Origin of the sequence: Bacillus sp. es.034 (assembly GCF_002563655.1) — a bacterium.
Taxonomy (GTDB): Bacteria; Bacillota; Bacilli; order Bacillales; family Bacillaceae_B; genus Rossellomorea.
In genome coordinates, this window is sequence record NZ_PDIY01000001.1 from 2983424 (window position 1) to 3000901 (window position 17478).

At 43.2% G+C, this 17478-nt stretch carries 17 protein-coding genes and 1 pseudogene; 4 read left to right on the forward strand and 14 right to left on the reverse strand.

What is annotated here, in order from left to right; genetic code table 11:
* Positions 1-127: 127 nt before the first annotated feature.
* Positions 128-322 (forward strand): annotated as a pseudogene (locus ATG71_RS15305) (glycoside hydrolase family 3 N-terminal domain-containing protein); the annotation flags it as partial.
* Between the two features lie 547 nt (positions 323-869).
* On the opposite strand, the gene ATG71_RS15310 reads toward ATG71_RS15305, so the two are convergent.
* The 10 genes from ATG71_RS15310 to ATG71_RS15350 all read right to left on the reverse strand — a co-directional run bounded on the left by ATG71_RS15310 (position 870) and on the right by ATG71_RS15350 (position 13302).
* Entirely contained in the window at positions 870-1328 is a 459-nt protein-coding gene (locus ATG71_RS15310) for a staygreen family protein (protein WP_098440324.1), read from the reverse strand.
* Between the two features lie 67 nt (positions 1329-1395).
* Positions 1396-2160 carry a hypothetical protein gene (locus ATG71_RS15315; RefSeq protein WP_098440325.1) on the reverse strand — a complete coding sequence of 255 codons (765 nt, stop codon included), beginning with the start codon at positions 2158-2160 and terminating at the stop codon, positions 1396-1398.
* Between the two features lie 128 nt (positions 2161-2288).
* A complete protein-coding gene (locus ATG71_RS15320) occupies positions 2289-3713 on the reverse strand; it encodes an alanine/glycine:cation symporter family protein (protein ID WP_098440326.1) in 1425 nt (474 codons plus the stop codon).
* A gap of 266 nt (positions 3714-3979) precedes the next feature.
* On the reverse strand, positions 3980-6418 hold the full coding sequence (gene parC, locus ATG71_RS15325) for a DNA topoisomerase IV subunit A (protein ID WP_098440327.1): 2439 nt from the start codon (positions 6416-6418) through the stop codon (positions 3980-3982).
* A 3-nt stretch (positions 6419-6421) separates the two neighbouring features.
* A complete protein-coding gene (parE, locus tag ATG71_RS15330; RefSeq protein ID WP_286163028.1) occupies positions 6422-8392 on the reverse strand; it encodes a DNA topoisomerase IV subunit B in 1971 nt (656 codons plus the stop codon).
* Between the two features lie 289 nt (positions 8393-8681).
* A complete protein-coding gene (locus ATG71_RS15335; protein ID WP_098440329.1) occupies positions 8682-9089 on the reverse strand; it encodes a CoA-binding protein in 408 nt (135 codons plus the stop codon).
* 203 nt (positions 9090-9292) lie between these two features.
* Positions 9293-10192 (reverse strand): ABC transporter substrate-binding protein, encoded by a 900-nt coding sequence (locus ATG71_RS23800; protein WP_286163029.1) that lies wholly within the window; start codon positions 10190-10192, stop codon positions 9293-9295.
* Positions 10193-10216: 24 nt separating this feature from the next.
* The gene (locus ATG71_RS23805) at positions 10217-10873 is read right to left on the reverse strand and encodes an ABC transporter permease (protein WP_224519951.1); all 657 of its coding nucleotides are present in this window, start codon (positions 10871-10873) and stop codon (positions 10217-10219) included.
* Positions 10870-11853 carry an ABC transporter ATP-binding protein gene (locus tag ATG71_RS15345; protein ID WP_098440330.1) on the reverse strand — a complete coding sequence of 328 codons (984 nt, stop codon included), beginning with the start codon at positions 11851-11853 and terminating at the stop codon, positions 10870-10872. Before ATG71_RS15345 ends, ATG71_RS23805 begins: the two co-directional genes overlap by 4 nt.
* A 174-nt stretch (positions 11854-12027) precedes the next feature.
* Positions 12028-13302, reverse strand: a complete 1275-nt coding sequence (locus ATG71_RS15350; protein ID WP_098440331.1) for a purine/pyrimidine permease — start codon at positions 13300-13302, stop codon at positions 12028-12030.
* Positions 13303-13502: 200 nt separating this feature from the next.
* Here ATG71_RS15350 and plsY point away from each other — a divergent pair, with 200 nt between their 5' ends.
* Together plsY and ATG71_RS15360 are read left to right on the forward strand one after the other, a co-directional pair.
* Positions 13503-14084 (forward strand): glycerol-3-phosphate 1-O-acyltransferase PlsY, encoded by a 582-nt coding sequence (gene plsY, locus ATG71_RS15355; protein WP_098440332.1) that lies wholly within the window; start codon positions 13503-13505, stop codon positions 14082-14084.
* Between the two features lie 228 nt (positions 14085-14312).
* On the forward strand, positions 14313-15470 hold the full coding sequence (locus tag ATG71_RS15360) for a CapA family protein (RefSeq protein ID WP_098440333.1): 1158 nt from the start codon (positions 14313-14315) through the stop codon (positions 15468-15470).
* A 66-nt stretch (positions 15471-15536) separates the two neighbouring features.
* Here ATG71_RS15360 and ATG71_RS15365 read toward each other — a convergent pair whose 3' ends face one another.
* The gene (locus ATG71_RS15365) at positions 15537-15800 is read right to left on the reverse strand and encodes a hypothetical protein (RefSeq protein WP_179886557.1); all 264 of its coding nucleotides are present in this window, start codon (positions 15798-15800) and stop codon (positions 15537-15539) included.
* A gap of 120 nt (positions 15801-15920) precedes the next feature.
* Here ATG71_RS15365 and ATG71_RS15370 point away from each other — a divergent pair, with 120 nt between their 5' ends.
* Positions 15921-16211: a HesB/YadR/YfhF family protein gene (locus tag ATG71_RS15370; RefSeq protein WP_061809243.1), complete on the forward strand. Its 291-nt coding sequence runs from the start codon at positions 15921-15923 to the stop codon at positions 16209-16211.
* Between the two features lie 53 nt (positions 16212-16264).
* Here the strand turns inward: ATG71_RS15370 and ATG71_RS15375 are convergent, their stop codons facing one another.
* The 3 genes from ATG71_RS15375 to tlp form a co-directional block, all read right to left on the reverse strand.
* On the reverse strand, positions 16265-16570 hold the full coding sequence (locus ATG71_RS15375) for a hypothetical protein (protein ID WP_098440335.1): 306 nt from the start codon (positions 16568-16570) through the stop codon (positions 16265-16267).
* A 56-nt stretch (positions 16571-16626) separates the two neighbouring features.
* Positions 16627-17043: an acyl-CoA thioesterase gene (locus tag ATG71_RS15380; protein ID WP_034759291.1), complete on the reverse strand. Its 417-nt coding sequence runs from the start codon at positions 17041-17043 to the stop codon at positions 16627-16629.
* A 184-nt stretch (positions 17044-17227) separates the two neighbouring features.
* Positions 17228-17455 carry a small acid-soluble spore protein Tlp gene (tlp, locus tag ATG71_RS15385; RefSeq protein WP_098440336.1) on the reverse strand — a complete coding sequence of 76 codons (228 nt, stop codon included), beginning with the start codon at positions 17453-17455 and terminating at the stop codon, positions 17228-17230.
* Positions 17456-17478: the final 23 nt, after the last annotated feature.

Here is a 17478-nt window from a genome sequence, read left to right on the forward strand (position 1 = left end):
TACGTCACTTTTCATAACGGCGCTGAAAACAGTCGAGGCTACTCCAGTGAAGTTATTACACAGGTTAGAGATATCATCGTTTAAAAAACTGAATTCCTGGAAGAACACCAGGAAAAAATTACTTTCAAATAAAGAGATGGGGGAATTTAACAATCCGGGGTTTTCTTATGAAATAGGAACCTTACGTGGAAAAGAACTAAAAGAGTTTGGATTTAACCTGGACTTTTCACCTGTACTAGATGTCAACAGCAATCCGGATGATCCAGTAATCGGAAACCGTTCCTTTGGCCGTAATCCTGCGACAGTGAAATCTTATTTAGGTGGATTCATTTCATAAATGTAGGGAGATTCTTTTCAACGTACAACTGCGGAAGAAGAGTGAACATATGGAAGTGTTTCGTTACAAATTTAAAGTTTACATAATGTAAATTATAGGAACCTGAATAAAAAACTCAACTTCAGTCTCGTATCACAAGTATACTATTTATAATGAGACAAAAGAAAAAATACGGATGATCTTCTTTAATTTGTTATTGGGTTATCAAATGTTTCAATCCATTCAATAGTTATCTGGCTGCTCATTCATAGCAAGTTATAAAGAATCAATTCTTATCATCAATTCTTATCATCAATTCATCATAAAAATGCTATTATCTGACTCTTTAAGTTCCCAATTGAAATATATAGACATCTTTATTATCTTAGCTGTGTGCCTTTCCTAATTACTGGATTTTGGCTATTTATCTTCTTTAGTTTACATAATATCTTCGTGATCATTCATGCTCTTACAAGTTTTTCATCAATATCTTGTAAACTGCTCAATGAAAATAAGCATAGAGAGTCCCTGGAGTCCTCTCTATGCTCTAACATTATTTAATGAGATATTGTCTTGGTGTCCCGAAATAAAGCGTTTGCTGATATTCAGGGTATATGGATTCGAAGCAGATGATAATGGGCGCATCAAGGAGCCACGGATAATACGTGTAAAAGTCTTTATCCCCGTTCACCATTGCTGCGAGGGCCAGTGGCAGCTCCTTTTTGAAGATCATGAATCGAACGTGTGAGAGCTGCTGATCGAATTCTCCCCCACTGACAAATACAGTCCCGGTCAGCGTATATTGACCCAGGTTCCGTCTCCATTCTCCCAACACTTCGTCCCTCATCGTCAAATTGATTTTTTCAAGATCATAGTGGCAGCCGATACTTAAGTATAGTTCGCCTGTCGTATCGGAATGGGTTAACGTGTACTTCCTGTTATCAATCGGATTGAAGATGGATGCAGGCGGCAGATATTGAACCGTCAATTTTTCAGGTTTAAATTCACTCATGTATAAGCCTCCTTTACAGTAATGGGCTTATAACAGAGTATGAAACCTGCCTAGAAACGGTTCCTTTTCAATTTTCTCTCCACTTAATTTTAATCAACTTCCATTTACCTTTTTCATAATACCAATAAGAAGTGGCTGTTCCAATGCCATCAGCATGATAGGCGCCACTGATTTGCTGGTAACCCTTCAGCCCTTTACCGGGTTTCCCAAAAATCTTGACCGGTTCGAAAAAGGCATACGGTCCCACCATCAATTCCATTGGTTCATTTAGATGTCCGTCGGTATAAATCCCCAGTCTTTCATAATCCTCTTTCCGATCGCTTAAATCCACTGTGTAGGATTGATTTGTATCCACGAACGTAATGGATGCCTTGTATTGATCTTCAAATTGAGCTTGGATCGTAAGGGGCTCAGGCAGTCCGATATCCACGAGCTTATTGTCGGCCAATGTATGGAGAGCCATATTGTAAAGGCCGCCGCTACCACCTGTTGCAGCTGAATACAGCATATCCTTAATACCATCATGATTTAGATCAACGAATTGAATTTTTGGTTCATAACCACCCTCATAATCAATCCGGATGTCGCTTCCCTTGGACGTTTTGATATCCGCCCAGATTTGCTTGAGAAACAGGGCATCCGGAGAAAAAGGAATCGCCTTGAGTGTGATTGTATCTTTCTTACCATCACCTGTCACATCCTTTTTATATACTGTTACAGTCATTTCATTTACCGGTTGTTTTTCTGTCGGTTCTGCAGAATAGTTACCGGCAATGGCATGGAGCGACATAATAAAGAAAGCACCAAATGCAAATAGTAATTCTCTTCTCATGATTCTCTCTCCTCAGTGGAATATTATTCGTCATTATTTTCTCCAGAGAAGGTAATTCTATGTAATTCTTATTCATCTTTAATTAATAAAAAAAATGACCAGCCCATCTTCGGGCCGGTCCATTCTTGTTATTGTTGTTCTCTTGCTTCAGGCTTTGCTTCCCAGCTTTCAATGCCTTTTAACCCATTAATCGAATCAGAGTAGAAAACAGGATCCTTCCCCTGCCTTTTTTGCTCTCTATAATCCTTTAATGCTGCAATAGCAATTTTGGCTAGTAATGTAATGGCAATCAAGTTGATGATGGCCATCATACCCATGAATAAATCGGCTAAGCTCCAGACGATATCGAGTTTCACAACCGCTCCGAATATCACCATGCCTAGAACCGCGATTCGATAGATAAATAAGGTGACCGGACTGTATTTAATGAATTCAATATTGGTTTCCCCGTAATAGTAGTTTCCGATGATTGAACTGAAAGCGAACAGGAATATGGCGACAGCTACAAAGGTATCCGCCCATGAACCCACGTGAAAGCTCAATGCTGCCTGCGTCAACTGAATGCCATCGATCCCGGTTGTATATTGGTTGGATAAGATGATCATAAAGGCAGTAGCAGTACAGATCAATAACGTATCTGTGAAAACACCCAGAGTTTGGATCAATCCTTGTTTAACCGGGTGTGTAACCCCGGCGGACGCAGCTGCGTTGGGTGCACTACCCATACCCGCTTCATTCGAGAATAATCCACGCTTGATTCCCATCATGATGGCTGCTCCGACACCGCCGCTTGCTACTTCACGAATACCGAATGCATTCTCGAAGATGACGACAAACATATCTGGAAGCATGGTAATATTGGTGATTAGAATATAGAAAGCAAGAATCAGATAAAGGACGGCCATGATCGGAACGACGATTTGAGTGACACTCGCGATCCGCTTGACTCCGCCGAAGATTACCAGTGCAGTGAGCACGGCCAGAATGATGCCGACTGTCATACGGTCGAATGAATAGGCTTCTTCCATAGCAAGTGAAATGGTATTGGATTGGACCGAGTTAAATACAAGACCAAAACAGAAGGTGATGATGATGGCAAACAGAATTCCCATCCAGCGGGCATTTAATCCTTTTTCCATGTAGTAAGCAGGACCACCACGATACCCGTCCTTTCCGTCTTTCACTTTATAGATCTGAGCAAGTGTACTTTCCACGAAACTGGTTGCTCCACCGAGTAAGGCGATAAGCCACATCCAGAACACAGCCCCTGGCCCTCCGCCTGCGATCGCTGTTGCCACACCGGCAAGGTTACCGGTACCGACACGCGAAGCCGTACTGATCGTGAATGCCTGGAAAGAAGAAATCCCCCGTTTTCCTTCTGAAGAAATGGTCGTTTTATCAGTTAGTAGTCTGCCCATTTCTCCTAAATAACGGAACTGTGCGAATTTAGTGCGTAACGAGAAGTATAACCCCAGTCCGATTAAAGCCACGATCAGTATGTATGACCACATATAATCATTCAAGGTGCCTACGATGCTTGTTAATAACTCCATAATTGTTCCCCCTAGTTGTTTTGTTTATTTTTTGACAAATAATGGTTGGGCCAATGTATGTTTACCCATTCCGACATTGTTTTAATCTATCAAAAAAAAGATTTTCCTTCAACAGAAAGATTCATATTTTTGAAAGAATATGAATTGTAGTACAATCAAATACATGTATTGTACTACAATGATGAATGAATATACATTTATCATTCACACTTACCCTTATGATGGAAAAAAGAGACCAGAATCATTTCTGGTCGCTTTCTGAATGTCTATTCTTTTACTTCGGGGGTCCTGGATTCTGCCCAGGTTTCACAGACGGAGCCGCTCTCCCCTTCATCAATCACAAATGATCCATTTGAATAGCGGTCATTTGGTCTAAGGTCTGAGACATTTACCTCTTCTGTTTTCCCTTTTGTTGTTAAAAGCCCTACTTTATCTGTATCTTTCACTGCTTCTATGCTCACCACTCGATGAGGATTGGATTTCAACTCCCGGAGCATGATGACTCCACGTTTAGCCCTTGACGTTTTTTCGAATTCAGCCAGTTTCATTTTCTTCACGGCCCCACGTTGCGTAGCCAGGAAAATGAAGTCCTTCGCTGGATCTCTTATGATCTTACCGGATACGACAAAGTCGTCATCCTTGAGGTTGACCCCTTTGACACCCGCTGCCCTTGGCCCGACGATGTTCACATCTTCTTCTGCGAACCAAAGCCCGTAGCTTAAGTGCGTGGCAATGAAAACATCATTCGATCCATCTGTAATATGGACATCCACGAGCTCATCGTCACCTTTAAGGTTGATTCCTACAAGTGGACGGGAATAGCGTTGTGCTTTGTATTGAGGCAGCTCGGACCTCTTGATCATACCGTTCTTTGTGACAAACAGTAAGTAGTGCGACGGGTCAAATTCTTTAATCGGAATCGCTTTGAGAACCTGTTCCTCCCGTTCGATCGGGACAATATTCCCTACATGCTGGCCAAGATCCTTCCACCTGATATCCGGAAGTTCATGGACAGGACAATAAATATAGTTCCCTCTGTTTGTAAATACAAGTAGGACATCTGTTGTATTCATTTCAAATTGTCCCAGGAGCCTGTCTGTTTCTTTCATGGCAAGATCCTGACCATTTGATGCAGAATATGAACGAAGGCTGGTTCGTTTCATATACCCATCCCGGGTCACGGTGACCATGACATCTTCACTGGCAATCAGGACTTCGAGGTTAATTTTGATTTCTTCGATCTTTTCCTCGATTTGAGTACGTCTCGCGTCAGCAAATTGCTTTTTGATTGCTTTCAGTTCTTTTTTGATCACACTGTAAAGTTTGCTTTCACTTTCCAGTATAGCCGTTAGTTCTTCAATCGTTTTCGCTAATTCTTCCGCTTCTGCCTGTAGGGCAGTAATATCCGTATTCGTCAAACGATAAAGCTGCAAGCTGACAATCGCTTCAGACTGCGCTTCCGTAAACTGGAACTTCTGAATTAAGTTATCCTTTGCATCTCGTTTATCCTTTGAAGCCCGGATGGTTGCAATCACCTGATCTAAAATAGACAGTGCTTTCATAAGACCTTCAACGATATGCTGACGATCCTTTGCTTTATTTAAATCGTGTCTGGTCCGGTTGGTCACCACTTCTTTTTGGTGCTGTATGTATGCATCCAGCAGTTCACGAAGTCCCATCAATTTAGGACGTCTCTTATGTATGGCAACCATATTGAAGTTATAGGTGATTTGAAGATCACTGTTTTTATAGAGATAGTTTAAGACGCCTGATGCATCCGCATCTTTCTTCAGTTCAATGACGATGCGCATCCCGTCGCGATCCGTTTCATCCCGGACTTCTGCAATCCCTTCCACTTTCCGGTCCACGCGAAATTCATCCATTTTTTTGACGAGATTTGCTTTATTGATTTCATAAGGAATTTCCGTAATGACGATCTGTTGTTTGCTTCCACGGATGTTTTCAATGTCTGCTTTCCCTCTTACGACAACCTTCCCTTTTCCGGTTTCGTATGCTTTCCGGATACCATCAACCCCTTGGATGATGCCCCCTGTCGGGAAGTCCGGTCCTTTTATTACCGTCATAAGATCATCGACTGTACACTCCGGCTTGTCCATCCGCATGATGGCTGCATCGATCACTTCACCGAGGTGATGAGGAGGGATATCCGTAGCATAACCTGCCGAAATACCGGTGGAACCGTTGACGAGTAAGTTTGGGAACCGTGACGGCAATACAGTCGGTTCACTTGATGTGTCATCGAAGTTCGGAACAAACTCTACGGTTTTTTTATCGATATCACGAAGAAGTTCCATGGATATCGCAGAAAGACGGGCTTCGGTGTAACGCATCGCAGCGGGCGGATCTCCGTCGACGCTACCGTTGTTACCGTGCATTTCAACCAGGTAGTTGCGGACCTTCCACGTTTGACTCATACGTACCATGGCATCATACACAGAGGTGTCACCATGGGGATGATAGTTACCAATAACATTACCGACGGTTTTCGCTGATTTCCGGAATCCTTTTTCCTGCGTGTTCCCGTCCACATACATGGCGTAAAGAATACGCCTTTGTACCGGTTTCAATCCATCACGTGCATCCGGTAATGCCCGCTCCTGGATGATGTATTTACTATAACGTCCAAATCGGTCGCCAAGCACCTCTTCCAGAGGTAAGTCTTGATATCTTTCTACAGTTGTCATTGATTACCCCTCCTCTCGGACCGTAATGTTTTCGTTTTCGAGAATGCTTCCGTCTTCTTCGAGTCCAAAGGCTACATTGCTTTCAATCCATTTACGGCGTGGTTCTACTTTATCACCCATTAAAGTGGTCACACGGCGTTCAGCTCGTGCAGCATCATCAATGCGTACCCGGATCAATGCCCGTGTTTCGGGATCCATCGTCGTTTCCCATAGTTGATCGGCGTTCATTTCTCCAAGACCTTTATAACGCTGGATCATATATCCTTTCCCCACTTTGGAGATGGCCCCTTGAAGCTCATCATCTGTCCATGCATATTCAAGCTTCTGCTTCTTCCCGGTTCCCTTGCTTACTTTGTACAGGGGTGGAAGTGCAATATACACTTTTCCCGCCTCTAACAATGGTTTCATATAGCGGTAAAAGAAGGTCAGTAAGAGAACCTGTATATGAGCTCCATCCGTGTCTGCATCTGTCATGATGACAATTTTGTCATAATTGATGTCGTCAACATTGAATTCAGGTCCGACTCCACCGCCAATGGCATGGATGATCGTGTTGATCTCTTCGTTTTTGAAGATGTCCTGAAGTTTGGCTTTTTCCGTATTGATGACTTTTCCCCGAAGTGGAAGAATTGCCTGGAATTTGCGGTCCCGTCCTTGCTTCGCGGAACCCCCTGCTGAATCTCCCTCCACCAGATAGAGCTCGTTACGCTGAGGATTTCTTGATTGAGCCGGTGTTAACTTCCCGGATAGGACGGTTTCAGAACGCTTACGCTTCTTTCCATTACGTGCATCTTCTCTTGCTTTACGTGCCGCTTCACGGGCCTGGGCCGCTTTAATGGATTTCTTGATAAGAAGGGAACTCGTTTCAGGATTCTCTTCCAGGAAATAGAGAAGATGTTCTGACACGACCGCATCAACGGCTGATCGCGCTTCGCTTGTCCCGAGTTTCCCTTTTGTCTGCCCTTCGAATTGAAGAAGATGTTCTGGTATACGTACAGAAACGATACTCGCCAGTCCTTCACGAATATCGGTTCCTTCAAGATTCTTATCCCTGTCCTTTAGAATCCCCGCTTTTCGGGCGTACTCATTAAAAACACGGGTCATGGCCGTCTTCGCTCCGGCTTCATGGGTTCCTCCGTCTTTTGTCCGGACATTGTTTACAAAGGATAATATGTTTTCTGAAAATCCATCATTGAATTGAAAGGAAAATTCCACTTCAATAGTATGATTTTCCCCTTCAAAGAAGGCTACGTTATGAAGGACGTCTTTTTCTTCATTCAGGTATTGAACAAATGCCTGGATACCACTTTCGAAATGAAAGACTTCTTTCTGATCATGACGTTGATCAATGATCTCGATTTTCAACCCTTTTAACAGGAAGGCAGATTCCCGCAGGCGTTCGCATAGTGTTTCATAATTATAAGTGGTATTACTGAAAATTTCGGGATCAGGTTTGAAATGGATGCATGTACCTGACTTTTTAGTCTTACCGATCTTTTCGAGGGTGGTTTCGGGCTTACCCCCATTTGTGAAACGCTGTTCATATTTCATGCCATCCCGTTCGATCGTGACGACAAGCCACTCGGATAGTGCGTTTACAACAGAGGCCCCTACACCATGGAGTCCACCACTTGTTTTATAGCCTCCCTGGCCAAATTTCCCTCCTGCATGAAGAACGGTCAGGATGACTTCAGGTGTCGGCTTCCCGAGCTTATGCATTCCCGTCGGCATACCCCGTCCTTTATCCTGGACTGAAATGCTATTATCTTTATGTATCGTAACAATAATCTCATTCCCGAAGCCTGCTAATGCTTCATCGACTGAGTTATCGACAATTTCGTATACTAAATGATGCAAGCCTCTTGAATCGGTAGAGCCTATATACATACCAGGTCTCTTACGGACGGCTTCTAAGCCTTCTAATACTTGTATGGCATCATCATTGTAATCCATGGTCTTATTCTGGTTGGCCACGAACATTCCCCTTTCAAAACTTCTCTAGCCGTAATAGTGTGGTTCTTGTAAGCTATTATCGGTTATGTCTCTATTAACTATAACACAAGAACGTCTGTTCGTTTACCTGTTTTGATCAATCTTAAGGTAAACCACTATTGCTTATTGTAGCGTTTTATTTGATTTTCGCAAATGGAATTTCCGTGAACCCCTTAAAATCTGCCATGTTGTCCCCGGGAATATTCCCTTTGTCAACGTGAGGTCTGGACGAAAAAAACAAGCGGTCAGAGCCGCTTGTTACGAGTGAGGATTATTTGGTTAAAGCATGTTCAACCTTAATACAGCGATCCATAATGACTGTATACCCACGTTCCTTTAAAAAGCGATAAGCCTCTTCATTCATGACACCAAGTTGCGCCCAAAATACGTTTGAATCGATTTGATCGAATTCTTCCGCAATTTGAGGTAAAAATTCTGAGCGGCGAAATACATTGACAATATCAACGGGTCCCTCTATCTCCTGCAGGGAGGATACAGCCTTTACACCCAATGCCGACTCGATGGTAGGGTTTACGGGAATGATCTCATATCCCTGGTCCTGCATGGCTTGAGACACCATATAGGATGTCCGTTCAGGATTATCACTTAAACCAATCACTGCGATGCGTTTGGATTGTTTCAGAATGTTTCCGATTTCTTGTCTTGATGGGTTTTCCATGGTTGTCTACCACTCCTTCATTGATCCTTAACGATAAAATCTTGAACTGTTTCTTAAGTCCTATTCTTCTTTTATACCATATTTCCCTTTAATTTTTCAAAATTTCATAAAATTATCTAAATGAAAGGAAGTGTCAAGAGGGAAGTCAGGAAGCGTTTTGGTATTCCGCTGTACCTCCTTCCACGTTGACACTCCTAATATACTTACTTTTTGATTAACCCTTTAGATATAAGGAATTCACGTGCGACATCTTTGGGATCTTGTTTATCCATATCGACTTTAGCATTCAATTCGCTCATTTCTTCTTCCGAGATTTTGCCTGATAATTCATTCAATACTTTCTCTACTTCAGGATGCTCTTTCAATACTTCTTGACGAATGACCGGTGCAGCATCGTATGGTGGAAAGAATCCTTTGTCATCCTCTGTCGTTTTTAACTTATAACGCTGGATCCTTCCATCGGTTGTAAAAGCAGGAATGATGTCTACATCCCCGTTTTTGACGGCTTCATACATAATGTTCGGGTCAAAACTCTTCTTTTCTTTGAATTTGAATCCATATGCTTCACTGAAGGCATCGTATCCGTCCCCTTCGCGTTCATAGAACTGGTGGGGTGCACCGAAGCTCAAGTCTTTGGATAGTGGAACGATGTCTGAGAAAGTCTTTGCATCAAAGTCCTGATCTCCGGTATAAGCAAGTGTATACGTATTTTCAAAGCCTAGTGGCTTCAACCAGGTGACATCGAACTTTTTCTCATAGCCTTTACGCACTTGTGAAAGGATTTCATCAGCTGAAGCGCCTTCTTTTGCTTGTTCTTTCAAGACCGCTTCAAGGCCGGTACCTGTATATTCCACATAGACATCAATGTCGCCTTTTTCAAGTGCTGGTGTGAGGATCGATACTTCCCCTAACCCTTCCTCGACTTTTATATCAAGATCTGTCCTTTCTTTGAGAAGTTCAGCCATCATTTGTGTAAGGATGAATTGCTCCGTCCACATCTTTCCTGAAACGGTGATGGTATCTTTATCCCCGCCATTTCCGCATCCTGCGATAAGGATGGATAATACAGTGAGTATGATAAAACCTTGTAATTTCTTTTTCATTCTTACTCTCCTTTGGATATTGTTTTATTTTCGTGCTTTCAATCCTTTAGGTGTTGTCAATTTTTCCAGGATCTTTAATATGAAATCAAATCCTAATGCAAGTAGTGCCGCTGGGATGGCCCCGGCAAGGACCAGTGCATTATTCCATGTGGAAAGTCCCCTGTAGATAAGGTCTCCAAGTCCTCCTGCCCCGACAAAGGTTGCAAGTGTGGCCACACCTACTGTCAGCACAGTAGCAGTGCGGATCCCTGCCATGATAAACGGCAGGGCAAGCGGCAGCTCCACTTTGAATAACAGTTGGGAGTTGGTCATCCCCATGCCTCTACCTGCCTCAATCACGCCTTCATCCACCCCGATTATGCCTGTGTATGTGTTCCTCAGGATCGGAAGAAGTGCGTATACCGTCAGGGCAATGATCGCCGTGATACTGCCTGTACCAAGGAGGGGGATAAGAAATCCGAATAGAGCAAGACTTGGTATCGTTTGAAAGACGGCTGTGATCCCGATGAAAAATTCGGCCGATTGCTTCTTTCGTGATATGTAAATACCCAGAGGCAGGGATATCGCAATCGCAATGAAAATCGACACAAAAGATAAATAAAGATGTTCAAATAATCCCGTTAAAATTGCATCCGACCGGTTTGAAATGGTTTGGATGAACAGGAGGGAAAATGTATTCATAGAGTACCCGCCTCCTTATTTCCTTCTGAAGCCACATTCCTAAGAATGTCACTGGATGTGACGGTCCCTATCTTCCTGTCGTCTTTCGTCACCATAAGATATGGTTTACCCGATGACAGGAGCAGCCTTGCTGCTTCATGGATGGATGCATCAAATGGGATCATTGAGTATTCCTGTTCCTCAAGCAGGATGTGGAAATCGTTCTCATCGTCCCTCATGATGTCAGATACCTGTTTATGCGGCTTATGAACGCTGAGTCGGTTTTCACCGATGAAGGCGCGTACAAATTCATTGGCAGGTTCTGATAGAAGGTCAGCTGGTGCTGCAATCTGTTCGATTTTACCATCACGCATGACAGCGATCACATCCGCGATCTTTAACGCTTCATCAATGTCATGAGTAACGAACACAATGGTCTTATGTATCGTATTTTGAATGCTTTTCAATTCATCCTGGAGCTGTTCCCTGCTAATCGGGTCCAGGGCGCTGAATGGTTCATCCATGAGGATGATCGGTGGTTCCGCTGCAAGGGCACGTATCACCCCGACCCGCTGCTGCTGTCCACCACTCAATTCGAGTGGATACCTTTTCTTGTATACGCCGGGTTCCAGTCCGACGAGATGAAGAAGCTCATCGACACGTCCCTCATATTTTTCCTTCTTCCATCCCTTTAGACGGGGGATGAGACTGATGTTCTCTTCAATCGTCATATGAGGGAGCAGTCCGATCCGCTGAATGACATATCCGATGTTCCGCCTGAGCTCCACTTCATCCGTTTCTGAAATGTCTCTTCCATCAATCCGGATGGTCCCCCCTGATGGAGCTATCAGTTTATTGATCATCTTCATGGTAGTCGTTTTCCCGCATCCGCTCGGTCCGATTAACGCAACAAGCTTTCCTTTTGGAATCGTGAGGTCGATCCCCTTTATGGCTTCTGTCCCATCCTCGTAGACTTTTGTGACATTTTGGAATTCAATCATTTTTACACCTGCTTTATGTACTGAGAAATTTTACTAAACATAGAAGGGATACCCTCATTATACAAAAGGTAAACATGTTGTAAAAGTATATGCCCCTTAGTTTGTGATGAATGTCGGATGGGCATACAGCTTAATCCCTTTTTCGATAGATAAAAAAGTCCAGCACACTAATGGTTAACTGGACTTTTTGATGATATATTGTTCCACTAGGATTGCTGTTATCGTACCGAGTATCAATCCATTATTCAAAATGGAAGCAACGACGACCGGCATGTCCTTAAAGGCTGTGGCCGGAACAAACATGGCTCCGACTCCGACAATGAGTGAGATCCCCGCCACGAAGTGGATTCTTTCTACGTCTTCCTCTTTACGGTATTCGGATAATGCGAGTCCGACCATCTTGATGAAAATGACCGTCGTCACGGCATACCCTACAGGTGCAGGGAGACTGGCGAACAGATTCATGATCTTAGGTATCAGGCTGATGACCATGATGATCCCGCTGCCTATGATGAAGGGGATGATGGAATACATTCGTGTCGCTGCGACAAAGCCTGCAGACCCAGAAATGGGAACTGAGCCGATAGCAGAAAACACTCCCCCGAACAGCTGATTCAGGCCTGATGCGAAGCCGCTCTTCGTATACCGTTCATATGTAGGCTGTCCCTTTGCCCTCATCACCTCTTCCATCACCCGTATGGAAGCAATCATATTCGTCGTTAACAGGAAGGTGATGAATATGGAAGTCACGATGACACCCGTATCAAACACAGGTGCCCCGAATACGAACATATGAGGTAAAGAAAACCAGCTGTCTGAAACGGACGTACTTTCAGAAAGCCCCATGATGATGAATATGAGCCATCCGGCGAGCAGGGCAAGGATAATGGAATATTGCTGGATCCACTTAACCTTATGACTTGAAAAGTATAAGGCTGCAAGGATCGTGAGAATACTTCCAAGTAAGACAAGCGGCTCCATGGATTGGCCTTCATGCTGGATCCCGAACATCCCTTTAATGAATGATCCGCTTAATTGCAGAATTAACAACATCAAATAAATGAACGTAATGGTTGGAGTGAATAAAGAAGATAAGCGTTTTAAAAGTCCTGTGGATGAGAGAAGGAAAAAAATCACTCCACTGACGATCATCCCCCCCTGCAGTACGGTCAGAACTTCTTCGTGACTGCTATAAAGAGTTCCTGAAAACCCTGCATAAATGGCAAAAACACCCCACCACAGTCCCGCCGGCCCTTCATTGATCGGTAGTTTATGACCAAATAGTGCCTGGATCAGGCTTGCGAGCCCCAAAACGAATATGGTCCGCTGAATGAATCCGGCTGTATCAGCTGGAGACAATTGGAACAAGTCAGCAATCGCGATGGGTGCGGCGATAGATCCCGCCACCATGAAGGCCACCCATTGAAAAGCTGATAAAAGTATTTGCATTTATGTACACCTTCATTTCTACTATGTAAAGTGTGTTCATTTTACCATATTTCATTCTTTATGTGAGGATGAAGGAGGAATTTAAATTTATTATATCTACTTTTAAGAACAGGTACTAATTTTTTCGCTTATTTCTCCCCTTTGGATGGAAAACATGTTAAAATAAGAACCGATTAGTTATTTTCAAAGGAGCAGTGATGATGATTTTTGCCCTTATACTCATACTTTCTTATTTATTGGGTTCCATTCCATCAGGTTTATTGATCGGTAAGACGTTCTACGGCAAAGATATCCGTGAACATGGGAGCGGAAACCTTGGGGGAACGAACACGTTCAGGACCCTGGGTGTGAAAGCCGGTATGATTGTGACGATCATGGATATCCTCAAAGGAACCCTGGCCACTTTGCTGCCATTGATGTTAGCAAGTGACGTACATATGCTGCTTGCAGGGGTATTCGCCGTCATCGGTCATATGTATCCCGTTTTTGCAAACTTCAGGGGAGGAAAAGCAGTGGCAACCTCGGCTGGTGTCCTTCTAGGGTACAATTACATCTTATTCTTAATCTTGCTGGCTGTCTTTTTTATCTGCTTGTATGCAACGAAGTATGTGTCCCTATCCTCTATGATTGCAGCGGTACTTGCCTTTACGTACTCGGTCTTCACTGGCGATATTCCACTCATCATTGTTGTTGGCATCCTGACCATCTTTGTTATTTACAGACACAGGGCAAATATTGTCCGGATCAAAAATAAAACCGAACCCAAAATTAAATGGCTCTAACGAAAAAGCGACCTATGCACGGGGTACCGGACTCTCGGATACCTAAGCAAAGGTGGCTTTTTTTATTGTGGCGTGCGAATGTATACGCATTCTCTCATTTGACAAAGATGAGGAATAAAAAAACCGTATTCAAAAAATGATAATATTCTTCAGAATTCTCTAAATTTCTCCCCTTTCTCCTTCTTTTTTTTGTAAAATGGAAGTAGAGCATAATAAAGGATGATGAATATGAATAAAAAGCGAATGATAACAGGGATGATTCTCTGTATTCCGTTCCTACTGATGATCGGTTTCCTGCTAAACAGGCAGTATGCCGACTGGAACACCTCATCTAAAGGAGTTGAAGTAAATTCCCTCCTCCATTCGACCAGGGAGGTACAGGCATCGGGCAAATCAATCAAAGCCAATGCTTCCATCGCTGCAATCGGGGATATCCTCATTCATGATACCGTCTATAATGACGCAAAGAAACAAAATGGGTATGATTTTACACCGATGTTCTCACCCATTAAGGATATGCTTTCTGCACCGGATTTTCTGATTGCCAATCAGGAATCAACCCCGGGTGGTGTGGAACTTGGCGTTTCAAGCTACCCCCTATTCAACAGTCCCCAAGAAGTGGTTAAAACACTCCAGGAGGTTGGAGTGGATGCTGTGACCACTGCCAATAATCATTCGTTGGATCAGGGCGAAAAAGGTCTATTGAATGCGATTGATTATTATGGGGAGATATCGATGCCGTATGTCGGATCATTTAAAAGCCCGGAAGACCAAAGCCGGATACGTACATTTAATGTAAATGGAATCAAATTTGCCCTTCTTTCTTATACCTATGGTACAAATGGGATTCCTGTCCCTGAAGGAAAAGAGTATTTAGTTAATGTAATAGATGAACAAAAAATGATCCGGGAAATCCAGAAAGCCAAAAATCTGGACGTTGATTTAGTGGTCATGAGCCTTCACTGGGGAAATGAATATCAACGGTTCCCTACGGAGGAACAGCAGAGACTTGCCAAGGTGCTGACGAATAATGGGGTCGACATCATTTTCGGACACCATCCACATGTCCTGCAGCCGATCCAGACCTATAAAACGAGTGATGGACGGGAAGCGGTTGTCATTTATTCTCTTGGGAATTTCGTTTCCGGTCAAAAGGATGATTTCAAGGATATCGGTGGCATGGTGACGGTTCAGGTTGAGAAAACAATGAATCCGGCGGGTTCCAAAATCACCTTCCCTTCCATTGGATTCCAGCCTACTTTTGTATCAGAGAATCATTACAAAAACTACCGCATCTACCCTCTCGATTTTGCCAGAAAAAATGGCATGATTGCATACACGGAAGAGGAAATGGTATCCCATATGGTGAACGGGGTGCCGGAATAGCTGGAAGGCTTATAGTATGAACGGAAAGAACGAGCTTCCTTATGCTCATAAGGAAAGCTCGTTCTTTTAATGTCCACCGAATATCATTGAATTAAAGAATATGCCAGCTAGAGCTAAAATAGCCAACAAAGTATTAGCCAACAAGAACGTTTTACGGGTTCCCTTAAAGTACAGAGTCACCATTCCATAATAAATGACTGCAGCAATGACAATAAAGGTCCCTGCTTCGATCTGGTATTTGGCTTCATGCAATTGTAATAGGGTTAATATACTTAATCCGGCAAAGATAAAGGCACCAATGTAATATAATAATGCTTGTGTTTTCATCATACTCACCCTTCATACGTATTAGTAGATGTTCCGGCTTCATTATGTTTATAATAGGAAATGAAACTTTCTTTGTCCAGGATCACTCTGGAAAAATACCAAGTAGAGAAAGGAGTCTCACCAATGAACATACATATTTCAGAAGAAGCTCTTACGTGGTTTAAAGACGAGATGCTTGTGGAGGAAGGCGAACAAGTCCGTTTTTATGTACGATATGGAGGTTCCAGTCCTCTCCACGATGGTTTTTCATTAGGAGTGAACAAAGACGAACCAGTGGATGCTGGTGAACGGATCGAAATCGACAAACGGGAATTTTTTATAGAAGAAGGAGATTTGTGGTTCTTTGATGGCCATGATTTATATGTTGAGTTTGATGAAAAGCTTCAAGAACCATCATATGAGTACAAGAAGTAACGGAAGGTAGAAAGGCTGGCATATGCCAGCCTTTCTACTTTAGAGGCGTCCCCTTACTTTTTTACAAAACGGGAAATATGGTCCTGGAGGCCTTCTTTCATCAGGATTTCATATTGTGTGTCTCCTAATAAATCAAAATGTGGAAAGCCGTCTTTCCTTTGATGGATCCATTCCTTTTTCAAGCCATACTTCTGTCCCCAACGGGCTAATGCATCAATGTCACAGCAGCCCACTTTCGTTACAGAGCGCACTTCGGGAAATCGGTCATCCAGCCAGTAATGGGTAAGGAAGGCAATCTGCCCATTCCTCACCTGTTGTTTCCATCCGTTTAGCTCTTGTTTGGTTAATCCGAATGCCAAGGCCCTCTTCCTTTCCCTTTTAAAAAAAGTTCTCGCAGAAAACCCTTATGTAATGATTATTTTTTTGCTTTTTCATAGGCGTCGTGCCAATCTGGGAACATCTTCCGAATGGATATCGGACGAAAATTCTCTTGCTTGACGCACACATGTTTCGACTGCCCGGTAATGGCCAGTTGGTTCTGTCCGTTATAAATTTCGTAAGCATATGTAATCCGGAGTCCATCATATTCTTCTACCCATGTTTTAATAAAGGCTTTTTCACCGTAACGAACAGGTGACTTATAGCTTACATTCAGGTCAATGACCGGGGAAAGAATTCCTTCTTTTTCGATATCCGCATATCTGAAGCCCAGATCTTCAATCAATTGTGTACGACCAAGCTCCATCCAGACAAGGTAGTTTGCATGATAGACAACCCCCATTTGATCCGTCTCTGCGTAACGCACTTCAATGGTTTTTTCTGCAATTTGCATCCTTTACACCCTCTTCATCTATTCAGTATCCTATCCCATTTTATCATACAAGCCACAGGCATAGAATTAATCGGCTTGAACGAAAGTCGGATAGGTGAGGACAAAGGGGTAAGTAACATCATGACCCGGATAAAAAAGGCATATATAAGAACCTTTCTGTCCGGGTCATTGAAACCTTTATCCTTTATTGCTTTGTATGATTCGCTTCATCTTTTATTTCATTGCGGAAAGCCTCTAGACTCTCACGGCGGCATTCATTCTTTGCCTGGATGGACTGAAGCTGCTCTTCACTGTCCGTATAGGCCATCGACTTCTCGGCCTGGTCCATATTCTCAATCGTATGCTGAACCATACCCTGAAGCTTCTCTACATTATCACTGCGGTCATCCGGATTTGGTTTATCCCATGCCATCCTGCATTCCTCCTGTGATCAAT